This is a genomic window from Elioraea rosea (assembly GCF_007644105.1).
Classification (GTDB): domain Bacteria; phylum Pseudomonadota; class Alphaproteobacteria; order Acetobacterales; family Acetobacteraceae; genus Elioraea_A; species Elioraea_A rosea.
Genome location: NZ_VFAC01000006.1, coordinates 94,221 through 109,417 on the forward strand (window position 1 = coordinate 94,221; position 15,197 = coordinate 109,417).

Genomic DNA, 15,197 nt, shown 5'->3' on the forward strand with positions numbered 1-15,197 from the left:
TCTCCACGTCCCGGCCATAGATGCGCAGCTATTCGACAGCTACAAGGGAGGCATGACGCGGCGGATGCTCGCGCGGGAGGAGACGTACGAGGCACTCGCCGGGCGCTTCCGCTGGCGCGTGCCGGCGCGGTTCAACATCGCCGCCGCGATCGACGCCTGGGCCGACGGCTCGGGCCGCACCGCGCTGATCGCCATCGCCGAGGACGGGCGCGAAGAGCGCTGGTCCTTCGACAGGCTGAAGGCGCTGTCGTGCAAGATCGCCAACGTGCTCGCAGCCCGAGGGGTGCGGCGCGGCGACCGTGTCGCCATCCTCCTGCCCCAGCGGCCAGAGACGGCTGCAGCCCACCTCGCCGCCTACCGGCTGGGTGCGATCGCCGTGCCGCTCTTCACCCTTTTCGGCCCCGATGCCGTGTCGTTCCGGCTCGCAGACAGCGGCGCGGCGGCCGTCATCACCGACCGTGCGGGCGCGGCCCTGCTCGCGCCGCTGCGCGCCTTGCTTCCTGATCTCCGCTGCGTCCTCTCGGCCGACGGCGCAGCGGACGGCGCGGAGGACCTGCCCGCGCTCGCCTCCCGCGCGTCCGACAGCTTCGCCACGGCCGACACCGCCGCCGATGATCCGGCGCTGATCATCTACACCTCGGGCACCACCGGGCAGCCGAAGGGCGCGCTGCATGCACACCGTGTCCTGCTCGGCCACCTTCCCGGCGTGGAGCTGCCGCACCGCTTCTTCCCGCAGGACGGCGACCTGTTCTGGACGCCGGCCGACTGGGCCTGGATCGGCGGGCTTCTCGACGTCCTCCTGCCGAGCCTGTTCCACGGCGTGCCCGTTCTCGCGCGACGCTTCGCCAAGTTCGACGCGGATGCCGCCTACGCGCTGATGGCGCGCGCCGGGGTGCGCAACGTGTTCATGCCCGCGACGGCGCTCAGGCTTCTGCGTGCGGCGAAGCCACCACCCGGGCTCACGCTCCGCAGCCTCGCCTCGGGCGGGGAGACGCTGGGGGAGGCGCTTCTCGACTGGGGCCGCGCGACCTTCGGCCTCACCATCAACGAGTTCTATGGCCAGACGGAAGCCAACCTTCTCGTCGCCAACTGCGCCGACCTCTTCCCTCCCGCGCCTGGCTCGATGGGCCGCGCCGTGCCGGGCCACCAGGTCGCCGTGATCGGGCCGGAGGGCGAGGCGCTCCCGCACGGCACGCTCGGCGACATCGCCGTGCGCCGCCCGGACCCCGTGATGATGCTCGGCTACTGGAACAACCCGGAGGCGGCCGCGGCGAAGTTCCGCGGCGCGTGGCTTGTGACCGGCGATCAGGGCCGGCAGGACGAGCAGGGCAACCTGTTCTTCGTCGGCCGCGACGACGACGTGATCACCTCCGCCGGCTACCGCATAGGCCCGGGCGAGGTCGAGGAGTGCCTGACGCGCCACCCCGCCGTCGCGCTCGCCGCCGTCATCGGCGTGCCCGACCCGGTGCGCACCGAGCGGGTGAAGGCCTTCCTCGTGCTCCGCCCCGGCCATGCGCCGGGCGAGGCGCTTGCGGCCGAGATCCAGCACTTCGTCCGCACGCGGCTCGCCGCGCACGAGTACCCGCGCGAGATCGCGTTCCTCGACGCGCTGCCGATGACAGCGACGGGCAAGGTGATGCGCAAGGCGCTGAGGGAAAGCGAGCGCGGCTGAAGCCTGCTCAGCCCCGCGCGCGCAAAAGCCGCGCTTTCTCGCGCTGCCAGTCGCGCTGCTTGATCGCCTCGCGCTTGTCCGCCTTCTTGCGGCCGACGGCGACGCCGAGCAGCACCTTCGCCCGGCCCTTCTCGTTGAAGGCGATCTCGAGCGGAACGATCGTCGAGCCCTCGCGCGCGATCGCGCCGAACAGCTCGCGCATCTGCTTCCGGTGCACCAGCAGCTTGCGCGGCGAGCGCGGCTCGAAGCGCGAGAGCACGCCGGCCTGGTACTCGGGGATGTAGGCGTTGAACAGCCAGAGCTCTCCGTCGCGCTCGCCCGCCCAGGCTTCGGTCAGCGTCGCGCGGCCGTGGCGGAGGCTCTTCACCTCCGGGCCCTTGAGCACGATGCCTGCCTCGAGCGTCTGCTTGATCGTGTAGTCGTGGCGCGCCTTGCGGTTCTGCGCCGCGACGCCGTGCGAGATCAGGCCCTTCTTGCGTGGCTCTGCCACCGGAACTCCATCAGTTGAGCAGCCCGGCCTGGACGAGGGCCGAGCGCACGCGGCCCTTGTTCGCCTCGGACACGGGCGCGAGCGGCAGCCGGCACGTCTCCTCGCAATGGCCGAGAAGATGCGCGGCATACTTCACCGGGCCGGGCGAGGTTTCGCAGAACATCGCGTCGTGCACGGGAAGCAGCCGCTCCTGGATCGCCATCGCCGCGGCCGTCTCGCCTCGCTCCCACGCCTCGTGCATGTCGGCGCAGAGCCTTGGCGCGACATTCGCGGTCACGGAGATGCAGCCGACGCCGCCGGAGGCAAGGAACGCCACTGCCGTATGGTCCTCGCCGGAGAGCTGAACGAAATCGGGCCCGCAGGCGCTCTTCTGGTGCAGCGGGCGGGCGAGGTTCGCGGTCGCATCCTTCACGCCGAGGATGTTCGGCAGCTTGGCGAGCCGCGCCATCGTCTCGACGGTCATGTCTACGGCAGACCGGCCCGGAATGTTGTAGATGATCACCGGAAGATCAACGGCTTCGGCGATTGCCTTGAAATGGAGATAGAGCCCCTCCTGCGTCGGGCGATTGTAGTAGGGCGTCACGACCAGGGCGGCGTCGGCGCCGGCGGCCTTGGCGTGCCGGGTGAAGTCGATCGCCTCGTCGGTCGAGTTCGAGCCCGTGCCGGCGACGACGGGAACGCGCCTGCCCGCGGCCTCGATGCAGAGCTCGACCACCCGCTTGTGCTCGGCATGCGACAGCGTCGGGCTCTCGCCTGTCGTTCCGACCGGGACGAGGCCATGCGTGCCCTGCCGCACCTGCCAGTCGACGAAGTCCTGGAACGCCTTCTCGTCGAGCGCGCCGTCCTGGCGCATCGGCGTGATCAGCGCGACGAGCGATCCCTTCAGCATGGCTCTCTCCCTGGCGGGCGGCGCGCGCACCGCGCCACGCCCGCGACCCTGGCCCAACTCCCGGGCACACTCGCGCCTGAGGCGATCCGTGACAAGAGGCACCCCAAGGCCATACAAGGGCGGCATGCCAGCATGGATCGTCACGAGTCTTGGGGCATTGCTACTGGCGGTTGCTTCGCCCGCCGCGCATGCCCAGCAGGCCGTGCGGGCGCACTCACTCGACACTGCCTGCCGTGCCGTCGTCACCGCGGCATCAGAGGGTCGCTGGGCCGAGCCTGCGCGCTGTACCCAGGCTGTGCCCGCTAAGGTCGCGCAGTGGCTCCGCCTCGTCTGGGGCCCCGCGAGCGCAGGCGAGATCGCCCGCTTCGTCTCCGAGAATCCCGATTGGCCAATGCAGGTCACGCTCACGCGACGGGCGGAGGACCTGCACGCCCAGCTTCTCGACGATGCAGCCTTCCGCCGCTTCTTCTCCCGGCGCCCTCCCGCAACGGCATCCGGCAAGCTGCGGCTCGCCGAGGCGGTGGAGACGACCGACCGCGCGGCAGCGACGCGGCTTCGGCGCGAGGCCTGGGTGGCGATGCGCGCCGACGCGGCCGATGAGCAGGCCTTCCTCGAGCGCTACGGCAGCGCAATCCGCGCGGAGGATCATTGGGCGCGATTCGACAGGCTGACCTGGGCGCGCGAGGAGGCAGGCGCGCAGCGGCTGCTGACCCTGCTGCCCACCGGCCGTCAGGTGGCCGCACGCGCACGCCTCACTGCACTCGAGGGCTCGGAAGGCGATCTCGTCCAGATGGAGGAGGCGCTGCGCGACCCGCTCGTCTTCCTCGAGCGCGCCCGCAGCCTGCGCAGGCAGGAGCGCGACGACGAATCGCTCCGCCTCTGGGCCACGCATGCGGCGGCCGCGCAATCGGCTGCCGGCGTGGAGCGGCTGCCGCAGTTCTGGGCAGAGCGGCAGATCCTCATCCGCCGCCTCCTGCGCCGGGGCGAGGACGCCCGCGCGCGCGACCTTGCCGCAGCACACGGCCTGCCCGCCGCGCCGCAGGAGGCCTATCTCGAGGCAGAGTTCGTCGCGGGCTGGATCAGCCTCCGCAGGCGTGGAGACCCGGCCCGCGCGCTCACCCATTTCACCGCTCTCGAGCGTGCCGCGGTCGCGCCCATCTCGGTCGCGCGCGGCTCCTACTGGCGCGGCCGCGCGCTCGCCGCCCTGCAGCGGCCGGAGGAGGCGCAGGCCGCCTATCGTGCCGCGGCAGATCACCCGTTCACCTACTACGGCCAGCTCGCAGCGCTCGCCTCCGGAGAGAGCGAGGCGGAGCTCGCGCTTCGCATCGCTGGCACGCTTCCCCCCGCGGCAGAGCCGGGCCATGTCGCGGCCTTCGCCGGACGCGAGCTTGCGGAGGCCGCGCGCATCCTCGTCTCGGTCGGCGACCAGCGCCGGGCGCGGATCGTTCTCCTCCGCATGGCAGAGATCGCGCCGGACCCGGTCGACCGCGGCCTCGTCGGCTCGCTTGCCGTCGTGCTCGGCCAGGCGGAGACGGGCGTGTGGCTCGCCCGCCGCGTGATGGCGACGACGGGAACGGTGCTGCCGGATGCAGGCTGGCCGATCCCCGTCGAGCCGCCGCCCGGGATCGAGCGCGCCGTCGCGCTCGCGTTGATGCGGCAGGAGAGCAATTTCGAGGTGGGCGCGGTGAGCCCGGCCGGCGCACGCGGGCTGATGCAGCTGATGCCCGGCACGGCGCGGGCGATGGCGCGCGAGCTCAAGGAACCCGCCCTCGCCAACCGGCTGCATGACCCGCAGTCGAACATGCGCCTCGGCACGGCCTATCTCGCCAAGCGGCTCGACGAGTTCGACGGCGCCGTGCCCCTCGCCCTTGCCGCCTACAATGCGGGGGCGCATCGTGTTCGCCAGTGGCTCGACGCGAACGGCGACCCGCGCACCGGCAGCGTCGACCCGATCGACTGGATCGAGCTGATCCCCTTCTCGGAGACGCGGAACTACGTGATGCGTGTGATCGAGAGCGTGACGGTCTATCGCGCACGCGGCAGCACGGCGGAGGCCTCCGCGCGGCACCCCGTGCGCAGCCTCGCGGCGGCACGCCAGTGAGCCAGGCGCTCGGGCCCGTGCGCGCCGTGGTGCTTGCCGGGCACGGCACGGTGTTCGACAGCACCGCTGCCGTTCTCGCCGCGGCCGAGTCGCTGGATGGACGGGGCGAGGCGCTCGCCGCGCTGTGGCAGGCCAAGCGGTTCGAGTATGCCTGGATCGCCACCGCAACGGGGCGACGGACCGAGCTCTGGCAGATCACCGGCGAGGCGCTCGACCATGCGATGGGCGCGCTCGGCTTCGGGCATGACAGGCTGCTCCGCGCGCGGCTGATGCAGGGGCTCTTGCAGGCCCCGCCCTTCGCCGACGCCAAGCCCGCGCTCACCGCGCTCGCGGGCAACCGCGCGCGTCCCGTCGCCCTGCTCACCAACGCCTCGGCGATGATGGCGACGGCGACGGCCAAGGCAGGCGAGCTGTTCGGACTGTTCGACGCGCTTCTCTCCGCCGAGCCGACGGGCGTGTTCAAGCCGAGCCCTGCCGTCTACCAGCTCGCGCCCGCGCGCTTTGGTGTCGCGCCGGCCGAGATCGCCTATGTCTCCGCCCATGCGTGGGACGTCGCGGGTGCGGCGCTCGCCGGCATGCGGGCGATCTGGCTCAATCGCTCGAAGGCGATGGCGGAGTTCGCCTGGGCACCGCCCGCGGCCGAGATCAACAGCCTTCTCGCTCTGCCCGAGCTGCTCGAGCCGGGCCAGAAGGTGGCGTGAGAGAGCATGCCGTCACCCCTCGCCCGGGTGGCGAGACGCGGCGCATCAGGGTTCGCGGCGGGCTTTCGGTTTCCGTCATGACGTGGGGGGCGATGACCGATCGCACGCCCCTTCTCTGCCTTCCGGGCCTGGTGCGCACCGCGGGGGATTTCGACCGCCTCGCCCGCCGCCACGCGCCACGCCGCCTCGTCGTCTCCCTCGACTATCCCGGACGCGGCAGTTCCGACCGCGCGCTCCTCTGGCGCCGCTACCTTCCCGAGCGGGTGCTGAAGGACGTGGTCGATGTCTGCTCGGCGCTCAGGCTCCGCCGCGTCGTCGCCGTCGGCACCTCGCTGGGCGCGGTGCTGGCGATGGGGCTCGCGACCGTTCGCCGCCGGCTCGTGACGGCTGCGCTGCTGAACGACGCGGGGCCGGTGTTCGAGACCGGCGGGCTGGACTTCGTGCGCGGCTTCGTCGGCGCCGAGCATCGCCAGCCGAGCCTCGAGGCCGCCGTCGCGTTCCTGCGCGGCGCGCTGCCGTGGCTGTCGCTGCGCACGGAGGAGGAGTGGCGCGAGATGGCGCTCCTGACCTTCGCCGAGGACGGCTCCGGCACCTGGCGCGCGAACTGGGACACGCGGATCGTCCGCGTTCTCGAGCGGCCAATCGAGGGCGATCTCTGGGCGCTGTTCGCCCCGCTCGCGCGCATGCCGGCGATGCTCGTGCGCGGCGGGGCGAGCGACGTCCTCTCTGCCGGGACGGCTACGGAGATGCAGAGGCGCTTCCCGTCCCTCGCCTTGATCGAGCTTCCCGGCGTGGGCCATGCGCCGCATCTCTCCGAACCCGAGATCGCGCCCGCGGTCGACGCGTTCCTCGAGGCGCAGCTGTGACGGGCCTCGCCGCGCTCTGGGGCGTCGGCCGCCTCCCCTACGGCCCGGGGACCTGGGCGAGCCTCGTCGCGCTCGCCCCGGGTGCGATGCTTCTCGCGCTCGGCGGGCCGCTGCTCGTCGCCGCAGCCGCGCTCGCGCTCTGCTGGCTCGGCTGGCGCGCGGTCTCCGTCCTGCCTGACGAGGCGCAGCAGGCCGATGCGGGCTGGATCGTCGTCGACGAGGCGGCCGGGCAGTGGCTCGCGCTCGCGGGCCTCGGAGCTGTGTCGCTGGCGGGCATCCTCTTCGCCTTCCTGCTGTTCCGCCTGTTCGACATCGCCAAGCCCTGGCCCGTGTCCTGGGCCGACCGCCAGGTCGGCGCGACAGGCATCATGCTCGACGACATGCTCGCCGGCGCGCTTGCCGCGCTCGCGCTGATCCTGCTTCGCCTTCTCGCCCCGGAGGTGCTGCCATGACGCCTGCCCTGCTTGCCGAGGCGGAAAGCCTGCTCGCGCTGCTTCGGTCGCGGAAGCTGATGCTCGCGACGGCGGAAAGCTGCACGGGGGGGCTCGTCGCCGGAACGCTCACCGCCATCGCCGGCTCCTCCGACGTGGTCGACCGCGGCTTCGTCACCTACTCGAACGAGGCCAAGCGCGAGATGCTCGGCGTGACGGACGAGAGCCTCGCCATGGCGGGCGCTGTGAGCGAGGAGGTCGCCCGCGCGATGGCGGACGGCACGCTCGCCCGTTCGCGCGCCGACATCGCGCTATCGGTCACAGGCATCGCAGGCCCGGGCGGCGCAACGGCCACGAAGCCCGTCGGCCTCGTGTTCATCGGCGCGGCGCGGCGGGGCGGCACGCTCCTCGTCGAGCGCCATGTCTTCGGCGGCGACCGTGCGGCGATCCGCAATGCCAGCATCGCCGTGGCGTTCCGGCTGGCGCGGACGCTGGCGGGCTGAGCGCGTCGGACCGGGTTGTCGCGGAGCCGTAGGGCACCGTACTGTCGGCGGAACGACACCAGGAGGAAACGGCCATGACGACGGGCACCATCGGCGCGGGGCGCCGCGCCGTGCTGCGGCTTGGGGCGAGCGGGCTCGGGGCGCTTGCGCTCGGGCGCGAGGCGCGCGCCCAGGGCCAGCCGCAGCGCAACTTTCCTGAGCCGCGCGAGGCGAGCTGGGTGGCGCGGGACTTCCGTTTCCACACCGGCGAGGTGATGCCCGAGCTGCGGCTTCACTACCGCACCATCGGCGACCCGTCCGGCGAGCCGGTGGTCGTCCTGCACGGAACCGCAGGCTCCGGCGCCGGCATGCTGAGCCCTGGCTTCGCCGGCCAGCTCTTCGGCCCCGGCCAGCCGCTCGACGCCGCGAAGCACTTCATCATCCTGCCCGATGCGCTGGGTGCCGGCCGCTCGGCCAAGCCCTCGGACGGGCTGCGCGCACGCTTTCCCCGCTACAACTACGACGACATGGTGCAGGCCCAGTACCGCTTGCTCAGCGAGGGGCTGGGGCTTCGCCGCGTCCGCCTCATCATCGGCAACTCGATGGGGGGAATGCATGCCTGGGTTTGGGGCGTCACCTACCCCGATTTCGCCGATGCGCTCGTGCCCATGGCCTCGCAGCCAACCGCGATGGCGAGCCGCAACTGGCTGATGCGTCGGATGATCGTCGACGGCATCCGCAACGATCCGGCCTACATGGGCGGCGACTATACGAGCCAGCCGCCGATGGCGCGGTTCGTCGCCGTGTTCTACGGCATCGGAACGAATGGCGGCACGCTCGCCTGGCAGAGGAACGCACCGACGACGGAGGCCGCGAACCGCATCCTCGAGCAGCGCATGGCCGCACCCTTCAACGCGGATGCGAACGACTACCTCTACCAGTGGGACAGCTCGCGCGACTACGACCCATCGCCCAGGCTCGAGCGCATCACCGCGCACGTGCTCGCCATCAACGCCGCAGACGACGAGCGCAACCCGCCCGAGACGGGGCTGAAGGACGCGGCGATGAAGCGCATCCCGAACGCGCGCCTGCTGCTCATCCCCGCGAGCGGCGAGACGACCGGGCATGCCACGACCGGCAATGCCCGCCTCTACGCGCGCGAACTCGGCGAATGGCTCGCGACGGTGCCGCGCCGGAGCGGCTGAGCCGCCTCAGCCCGCGGCGGCGAGGGCGCGCCTGGCCATCACGCCGATCAGGTGGGCGCGATACTCCTTCGAGGCATGGATGTCGCCGTTCAGCGTGTCCTGCGGCGTGGTGATGCCCTCGAGCGCGGAGGCAGACCATTTCGTCGCAAGCGCCTCCTCCATCGCCTTGTGGCGGAAAGCGCCGTCCGCGCCCGCGCCCGTCACGGCCACGCGCACGCCGGAAGGTCCCTTGGCGACGAACACGCCAACCATGGCGTAGCGCGAGGCCGGGTTGGGGAACTTGGCGTAGGCCGCCTTCTCCGGCACGGGGAAGGACACGGCGGTGACGATCTCGCCGGGGTTCAGAGCGGTCGAGAACATCCCGGTGAAGAAGTCATCGGCGGCGATGGTGCGCTTGTCGGTGTGCACCGTCGCACCGAGCCCGAGAAGCGCGCCGGGATAATCCGCAGCCGGGTCGTGGTTGGCGACGGAACCGCCGATCGTTCCGCGGTTGCGCACCTGGTTGTCGCCGATATGCGCGGCGAGCTTGGCGAGCGCGGGGATGGCCTTCTGCACCTCGGCCGAGGTCGCCACCGCGGCATGCGTGGTCATCCCGCCGATCTTCACCGTACCGCCAGAGACGGTGATGCCCTTGAGCTCGGCAATGCCGGAGAGGTCGACCACCGAGGTGGGGCGCGCGAGGCGCTGCTTCAGCGTCGGGATCAGCGTCATGCCGCCGGACATCGGGCGTGCGTCAGGGTCGCCGGCAAGAAGCTTCACGGCATCCGCGATCGAACCCGGGCGGTGATAGGTGAACTCGTACATCGCTGTCCCCTTCCGCTACTCGGCCGCCATGCGGGGCCGGTTTGCATTGATGATGCCCCACACCTTCTGCGGCGTGGCGGGCATGTCGATATGGCGAACGCCATGGTCCTTCAGCGCATCGACCACCGCGCCGATCACTGCGGGCGGCGAGCCGATCGCGCCGACCTCGCCGCAGCCCTTCACCCCGAGCGGGTTGTGGGTGCAGAGCGTGATGGCGGTGCCGACGGAGATGTTGGGCAGGTCATCGGCCCGCGGCATCGTGTAGTCCATCATCGAGCCGGAGATGAGCTGGCCGTCCTCGTCGTACACGCAGGTCTCCAGCAGCGCCTGGCCGATGCCCTGCGCCACGCCGCCCTGGATCTGGCCTTCCACGATCATCGGGTTGATGACGCGGCCGACATCGTCCACCGCCGTGAAGTTCACGACATGCGTCACCCCCGTGTCGGGGTCGATCTCGACCTCCGCGATGTGGCAGCCGCCCGGGAAGGTGAAGTTCTTGGGGTCGTAGAACGCCGTCTCCTCGAGGCCGGGCTCGAGCTCCTCGATCGGGTAGTTATGCGGCACGTAGGCGGTGAGGCTGATCTCAGCGAGGGCCTTGGCGCGGTCTGTTCCGGCGACCTGGAACCTGCCGTCCTTGAACTCGATGTCGGCCGCATCGGCCTCGAGCAGGTGGGCAGCGATCTTCTTGCCCTTGGCGATGATCTTGTCTGCTGCCTTGACCATCGCCGAGCCGCCGACGGCGAGGCTCCGGCTGCCATAGGTGCCCATGCCGAACGGGATGCGCGCGGTGTCGCCGTGCACGATCTCGATCTGGTCCATCGGGATGCCGAACTTGTCGGCCATCAGCTGGGCGAAGGTCGTCTCATGTCCCTGGCCGTGGCTGTGCGTTCCGGTGAACACCGTGATCGAGCCGGTCGGGTTCACACGGATGTTGGCGACCTCGTAGAGCCCCGCGCGGGCGCCGAGCGAGCCGACGACCGCCGAGGGCGCGATGCCGCACGCCTCGAGATAGGTGGAGATGCCGATGCCGCGAAGCTTGCCGCGCGCCTTCGCCTCGGCGCGGCGCGCCTCGAACCCGGCCCAGTCCGCCGCCTTCAGGCAGGCCTCGAGCGTCGCTCCATAGTCGCCGCTGTCGTACTGCAGCGCGACGGGCGTCTGGTAGGGGAAGGCCGAGGAGGGAATGAAGTTGCGCTTGCGGATCTCCACGCGGTCGAGACCCATCTCGATCGCGCACTGGTCGACCAGCCGCTCGAGCAGGAACGTCGCCTCCGGCCGACCCGCGCCGCGATAGGCATCGACCGGAACGGAGTTGGTGAACACCGCCTTCACCTCGGCATAGATCGCGGGCGTGGTGTAGGTGCCGGCGAGCAGCGTGGCGTAAAGGTAGGTCGGCACGCAGGGCGCGAAGGTCGAGAGATAGGCGCCCATGTTGGCGAGCGTCCTCACCCGTAGACCGAGGAACTTGCCGTTCGCGTCCATCGCCATCTCGGCGACGGTGACATGGTCGCGCCCATGTGCGTCCGACATGAAGCTCTCGGTACGCTCAGCCGTCCACTTCACCGGGCGCTTCACCTTTGCCGAGGCCCAGGTGACGATCGCTTCCTCGGCGTAATGGTAGATCTTCGACCCGAACCCGCCGCCGACATCGGGCGCGACGACGCGCAGCTTGTGCTCGGGGATGTGCAGGACGAAGGCGCCCATCAAGAGGCGGATGACGTGCGGGTTCTGGCTCGTCGTGTAGAGCGTGTACTCGCCCGACATCGTGTCGTACTCGCCGACCGCGGCGCGCGGCTCCATCGCGTTCGGGATCAGGCGGTTGTTGACGAGCTCGAGCCTGGCGACCTTGTGCGCACCGGCGAAGGCGGCATCCGTCGCGTCCTTGTCGCCGAGGTGCCAGTCGTAGCAGACATTGCCGGGCACATCGTCATGCACGGCCGGAGCGCCGGGCTTCAGCGCAGCCTCGAGCGTCGGCGCGCCCTTCAGCTCCTCGTAGGTGACGGAGACGAGCTCGGCCGCGTCGCGCGCCTGCGCCTTGGTCTCGGCGATCACCACGGCAACGGGGTCACCCACGTGGCGGACCTTGCCGATCGCGAGCACCGGGTGCGGGGGCTCGGCCATGGGCGAGCCGTCCTTGTTCTTCACCTGCCAGCCGCAGGGAAGACCGCCGATGTTCTCCGCCGCCATGTCCTCGCCGACGAACACCGCCGCGACGCCCGGCGCGGCCCTCGCCGCCGCGGTGTCGATCGCGGTGATGCGCGCATGCGGGTGCGGGCTTCGCACGATCACCGCATGCAGCTGGCCGGGGCGATTGATGTCGTCGGTGTAGTTGCCGCGGCCGGAAAGGAAGCGGAGGTCTTCGCGCCGCTTCACGGAAGCACCGATGCCCTCGAATCCCATGGTCGTCTCCCCGCCTTGTGGCGTCGGTTCTTGTCGTTCGTTGCGTACGCGAGGCTATTCCGCCGCCGCGCGCGGCAGCTCCTTCACCTTGCCGTGCATCACCTGCTGCGCCGCGTCGATCGCCTTGACGATGTTGTGGTAGCCGGTGCAGCGGCAGAGATTGCCCTCGAGCCCCTCGCGGATCTCCTGTTCGGAGAGTCCCTGCGGGTTCTTCTTCACGAGGTCGATCGCGCTCATCACCATGCCCGGCGTGCAGAAGCCGCACTGCAGCGCGTGGTACTCGCGGAACGCTTCCTGCATCGGGTGGAGCGTGCCGTCCGCCGCGGCGAGGCCCTCGATCGTCACGACCTCAGCGCCCTCGGCCTGGCGGGCGAGCAGGGTGCAGCTCTTTATGCTGTCGCCGTTCACATGCACCACGCAGGCGCCGCACTGGCTCGTGTCGCAGCCGACATGGGTGCCGGTGAGCCGGAGCGTCTCGCGCAGGAGCTCGACGAGCAGCGTGCGGTCCTCGACCTCAGCAGAAACAGGCTTGCCGTTCACGGTCAGCGACACCCGAGGCATGCGCTCTCTCCCCATGCAATTGACGCCGCGGCTTCGCGGCGGGTCCGTTCCGGGCGGGAGTGTCGGGGGACGGGAGCGTGCGCGTCAAGCACCCCTGCGCGCATCCGGCGAACGCCGACGCGACCAGGCACGCGCGAGCAGCCAGGCGCCGCCGAGCATCAGCGTCACCGGCACCCAGGCGGGAAGGATGACGAGCACCGCCATGATGCCGATGGCGCCGAGGAAGGCCGCGATGTCGTTCCAGAACAGGCTCTCGGCAAGCAGGGCGAGGCCGAGGCAGGCGAGCACGAAGAGGCTCAGGCCCTGCCACGCCCAGAACAGGAAACGCCAGAGCCGGACGAGGCGGCCGTCCGCGCCCGTCGCGCTCGCTGCCCCCATCCCTGCCCCGGAGTTCGCTCTAGCCGTCGGGCTCGCCGCCGGCCCGTCCTCGTGCCGTTCCGGACCGGTCACGACCCTCCGTCCGGCCTCTTCGTGCCGGGCAGGCCGCCGGGTCAGGCCGCCTGGGTCACAGGCGTCGGCCGCATCACGCCCGCGTCGTGCAGGTGGCAGGCGGAGAGATGGCCCGGGCCGATCGCCTTCAGCGCCGGCTCCTCCTGCCTGCAGCGGTCGAACGCATGCGGGCAGCGCGTGTGGAACCGGCAACCGGGTGGCGGCTTGATCGGGCTCGGCACGTCGCCGGTCAGGATGATGCGGTCGCGCTTGGCGGTCGGGTCCGGCAGCGGAACGGCGGAGAGAAGCGCCTCGGTGTAGGGGTGCTTCGGTGCCGCGAACAGCGCCGACTTCTCCGCCACCTCGACGATCTTGCCGAGATACATGACCGCGACGCGATGGGTGATGTGCTCAACGATCGCGAGGTCGTGGCTGATGAAGAGAAGCGACAGGCCGAGCTCGTCCTGCAGGTCGGACAGGAGGTTGACGATCTGCGCCTTCACCGACACGTCGAGCGCGGAGACCGCCTCGTCGCAGATGATGAGGTCGGCCCCGGGGGCGAGCGCGCGGGCGATGCCGATCCGCTGGCGCTGCCCGCCGGAGAATTCGTGCGGGAAGCGCTTCATCGCATCGCGCGGCAGCCGCACCTTGTCGAGCAGCTCCGCCACGCGCTCCTCGACGTCGCGCGCCGATGAGGCGAGGCCGAAATTGGTGATCGGCTCGGCAAGGATGTCCTTCACCTTCAGGCGCGGGTTCAACGACGAGAACGGGTCCTGGAACACCACCTGCATCCGCCGGCGCAGCGGCCTGAGCTCGCTCGCCGGAAGGTCGTCGATGCGCTTGCCGTCGAGCAGAACCTGGCCCGATGTCGGCTCGATGAGGCGGAGAACGGTGCGGCCGACCGTGCTCTTGCCGCAGCCCGATTCGCCCACGAGCGACAGCGTCTCGCCCTTGTCGATCGAGAACGACACGCCGTCGACCGCGTAGACGTAGCCTGTGACGCCGGAGAGGAACCCCGAGCGGATGGGAAAGTGCTTCTTGAGGTCGTTTACCTCGAGCAGCGGCCGCCTGGCCGCGCCGGAGGGAGGCGCTTGTGTCTGCATCGGTGCGGTGCTCATGCTGCCACCGCCTCGCGCGGGGCGTGGTGGCAGGCGGCGAAGTGGCCGGGCGCCTTGGTCTCGACGGCCGGGGCGACGGAACGGCAGATGTCTGTCACGGCTGGGCAGCGGCCGGCGAAGGCGCAGCCGATGATCGGCTTCTTCAGGTTCGGCACGATGCCCGGGATCTCCGAAAGCCGCGACCTGCCCTTCGCCTCGAGAGACGAGCCGAGCCGCGGCACCGCGCCGAGAAGCCCCTGCGTGTAGGGGTGGCGCGGCCGGGCGAACAGGTCGCGCGCCGTGGCTTCCTCCACCTTGCGACCGGCATACATCACGACGATGCGCTCGGCCATCTCGGCAACGACGCCGAGGTCGTGGGTGACGAGCAGGATGGCCGAACCGAGCCTCGACTTGAGCTCGCGCATCAGGTCGAGGATCTGCGCCTGGATCGTCACGTCGAGAGCGGTGGTGGGTTCGTCGGCGATCAGCAGCTGCGGGTTGCAGGCGAGCGCCATGGCGATCATCACGCGCTGGCGCATGCCGCCCGAGAGCTGGTGCGGATACTCGCGCACCCGCCGCTTCGCCTCGGGGATGTGCACGAGGTCGAGCATCTCGACCGCGCGCGCCTCGGCCTGCTTCTCGTCCATCCCCTGGTGCAGGCGGAGCGTCTCGCCGATCTGCCGCCCGACGGTGAGTACCGGGTTGAGGCTGGTCATCGGCTCCTGGAAGATCATCGAGATCGCGTTGCCGCGGATGGCGCGCATCTCCTTCTCGCTGAGATCGAGAAGGTTCGTGCCCTGGAAAAGGATGCGGCCGGTGATCTTGCCCGGCGGCTCCTGGATCAGGCGCAGGATCGACATCGAGGTGACGGACTTGCCGCAGCCGGATTCGCCGACGACGGCAAGCGTCTCGCCGCCGGCGATGTGAAACGACACGCCGTCGACCGCGCGCACCGTTCCGTCGATGGTGCGGAAATGCGTGCGAAGGTCCTCGACCTGCAGCAGCGGGCCGGTGTGCCCGGCCTTGCTCGCCGCAGTCTGCGTCTTGTTCAGGACGGTCTCGGTCATCGATG

Annotated in this window: 15 protein-coding genes; 7 read left to right on the plus strand and 8 right to left on the minus strand. The window is 70.7% G+C overall.

The features are described from left to right. Nucleotides 1-52: 52 nt before the first annotated feature. The gene (locus tag FIF60_RS06475) at nucleotides 53-1,672 is read left to right on the plus strand and encodes an acyl-CoA synthetase (protein WP_456305141.1); all 1,620 of its coding nucleotides are present in this window, start codon (nucleotides 53-55) and stop codon (nucleotides 1,670-1,672) included. Between the two features lie 7 nt (nucleotides 1,673-1,679). On the opposite strand, the gene smpB is transcribed toward FIF60_RS06475, so the two are convergent. Further along, nucleotides 1,680-2,162, minus strand: a complete 483-nt coding sequence (gene smpB / locus FIF60_RS06480) for an SsrA-binding protein SmpB (protein ID WP_204251125.1) — start codon at nucleotides 2,160-2,162, stop codon at nucleotides 1,680-1,682. 10 nt (nucleotides 2,163-2,172) lie between these two features. Further along, nucleotides 2,173-3,051 carry a 4-hydroxy-tetrahydrodipicolinate synthase gene (gene dapA / locus FIF60_RS06485; protein WP_144185049.1) on the minus strand — a complete coding sequence of 293 codons (879 nt, stop codon included), beginning with the start codon at nucleotides 3,049-3,051 and terminating at the stop codon, nucleotides 2,173-2,175. Nucleotides 3,052-3,253: 202 nt separating this feature from the next. Here dapA and FIF60_RS06490 point away from each other — a divergent pair, with 202 nt between their 5' ends. The 6 genes from FIF60_RS06490 (at nucleotide 3,254) to FIF60_RS06515 (ending at nucleotide 8,837) form a co-directional block, all read left to right on the plus strand. Further along, on the plus strand, nucleotides 3,254-5,152 hold the full coding sequence (locus FIF60_RS06490) for a lytic transglycosylase domain-containing protein (RefSeq protein WP_144185051.1): 1,899 nt from the start codon (nucleotides 3,254-3,256) through the stop codon (nucleotides 5,150-5,152). Next, nucleotides 5,149-5,853, plus strand: coding sequence for a haloacid dehalogenase type II (locus FIF60_RS06495; RefSeq protein WP_158639093.1), 705 nt, complete (start codon nucleotides 5,149-5,151; stop codon nucleotides 5,851-5,853). The genes FIF60_RS06490 and FIF60_RS06495 overlap by 4 nt, the downstream gene beginning before the upstream one ends. A gap of 92 nt (nucleotides 5,854-5,945) precedes the next feature. Then, complete coding sequence (locus tag FIF60_RS06500) at nucleotides 5,946-6,719, plus strand: alpha/beta fold hydrolase (protein ID WP_158639094.1); 774 nt, start codon at nucleotides 5,946-5,948, stop codon at nucleotides 6,717-6,719. Next, nucleotides 6,716-7,171, plus strand: coding sequence for a phosphatidylglycerophosphatase A family protein (locus tag FIF60_RS06505; RefSeq protein ID WP_144185057.1), 456 nt, complete (start codon nucleotides 6,716-6,718; stop codon nucleotides 7,169-7,171). The genes FIF60_RS06500 and FIF60_RS06505 overlap by 4 nt, the downstream gene beginning before the upstream one ends. Next, the gene (locus tag FIF60_RS06510) at nucleotides 7,168-7,653 is read left to right on the plus strand and encodes a CinA family protein (protein ID WP_144185059.1); all 486 of its coding nucleotides are present in this window, start codon (nucleotides 7,168-7,170) and stop codon (nucleotides 7,651-7,653) included. Before FIF60_RS06505 ends, FIF60_RS06510 begins: the two co-directional genes overlap by 4 nt. A 74-nt stretch (nucleotides 7,654-7,727) precedes the next feature. Next, nucleotides 7,728-8,837 (plus strand): alpha/beta fold hydrolase, encoded by a 1,110-nt coding sequence (locus FIF60_RS06515; protein ID WP_144185061.1) that lies wholly within the window; start codon nucleotides 7,728-7,730, stop codon nucleotides 8,835-8,837. A 6-nt stretch (nucleotides 8,838-8,843) separates the two neighbouring features. Here the strand turns inward: FIF60_RS06515 and FIF60_RS06520 are convergent, their stop codons facing one another. The 6 genes from FIF60_RS06520 to FIF60_RS06545 all read right to left on the minus strand — a co-directional run bounded on the left by FIF60_RS06520 (nucleotide 8,844) and on the right by FIF60_RS06545 (nucleotide 15,192). After that, nucleotides 8,844-9,641, minus strand: a complete 798-nt coding sequence (locus FIF60_RS06520; RefSeq protein WP_144185063.1) for an FAD binding domain-containing protein — start codon at nucleotides 9,639-9,641, stop codon at nucleotides 8,844-8,846. A gap of 15 nt (nucleotides 9,642-9,656) precedes the next feature. Next, complete coding sequence (locus FIF60_RS06525) at nucleotides 9,657-12,038, minus strand: xanthine dehydrogenase family protein molybdopterin-binding subunit (RefSeq protein WP_144185065.1); 2,382 nt, start codon at nucleotides 12,036-12,038, stop codon at nucleotides 9,657-9,659. A 54-nt stretch (nucleotides 12,039-12,092) separates the two neighbouring features. Further along, on the minus strand, nucleotides 12,093-12,599 hold the full coding sequence (locus FIF60_RS06530) for a (2Fe-2S)-binding protein (protein WP_144185067.1): 507 nt from the start codon (nucleotides 12,597-12,599) through the stop codon (nucleotides 12,093-12,095). Nucleotides 12,600-12,683: 84 nt separating this feature from the next. Next, nucleotides 12,684-13,049 carry a hypothetical protein gene (locus tag FIF60_RS06535; protein ID WP_144185069.1) on the minus strand — a complete coding sequence of 122 codons (366 nt, stop codon included), beginning with the start codon at nucleotides 13,047-13,049 and terminating at the stop codon, nucleotides 12,684-12,686. 41 nt (nucleotides 13,050-13,090) lie between these two features. Next, nucleotides 13,091-14,146, minus strand: a complete 1,056-nt coding sequence (locus FIF60_RS06540; RefSeq protein ID WP_144185071.1) for an ABC transporter ATP-binding protein — start codon at nucleotides 14,144-14,146, stop codon at nucleotides 13,091-13,093. Continuing rightward, nucleotides 14,143-15,192 (minus strand): ABC transporter ATP-binding protein, encoded by a 1,050-nt coding sequence (locus FIF60_RS06545; RefSeq protein WP_144185073.1) that lies wholly within the window; start codon nucleotides 15,190-15,192, stop codon nucleotides 14,143-14,145. The genes FIF60_RS06540 and FIF60_RS06545 overlap by 4 nt, the downstream gene beginning before the upstream one ends. Between the last annotated feature and the right edge of the window lie 5 nt (nucleotides 15,193-15,197).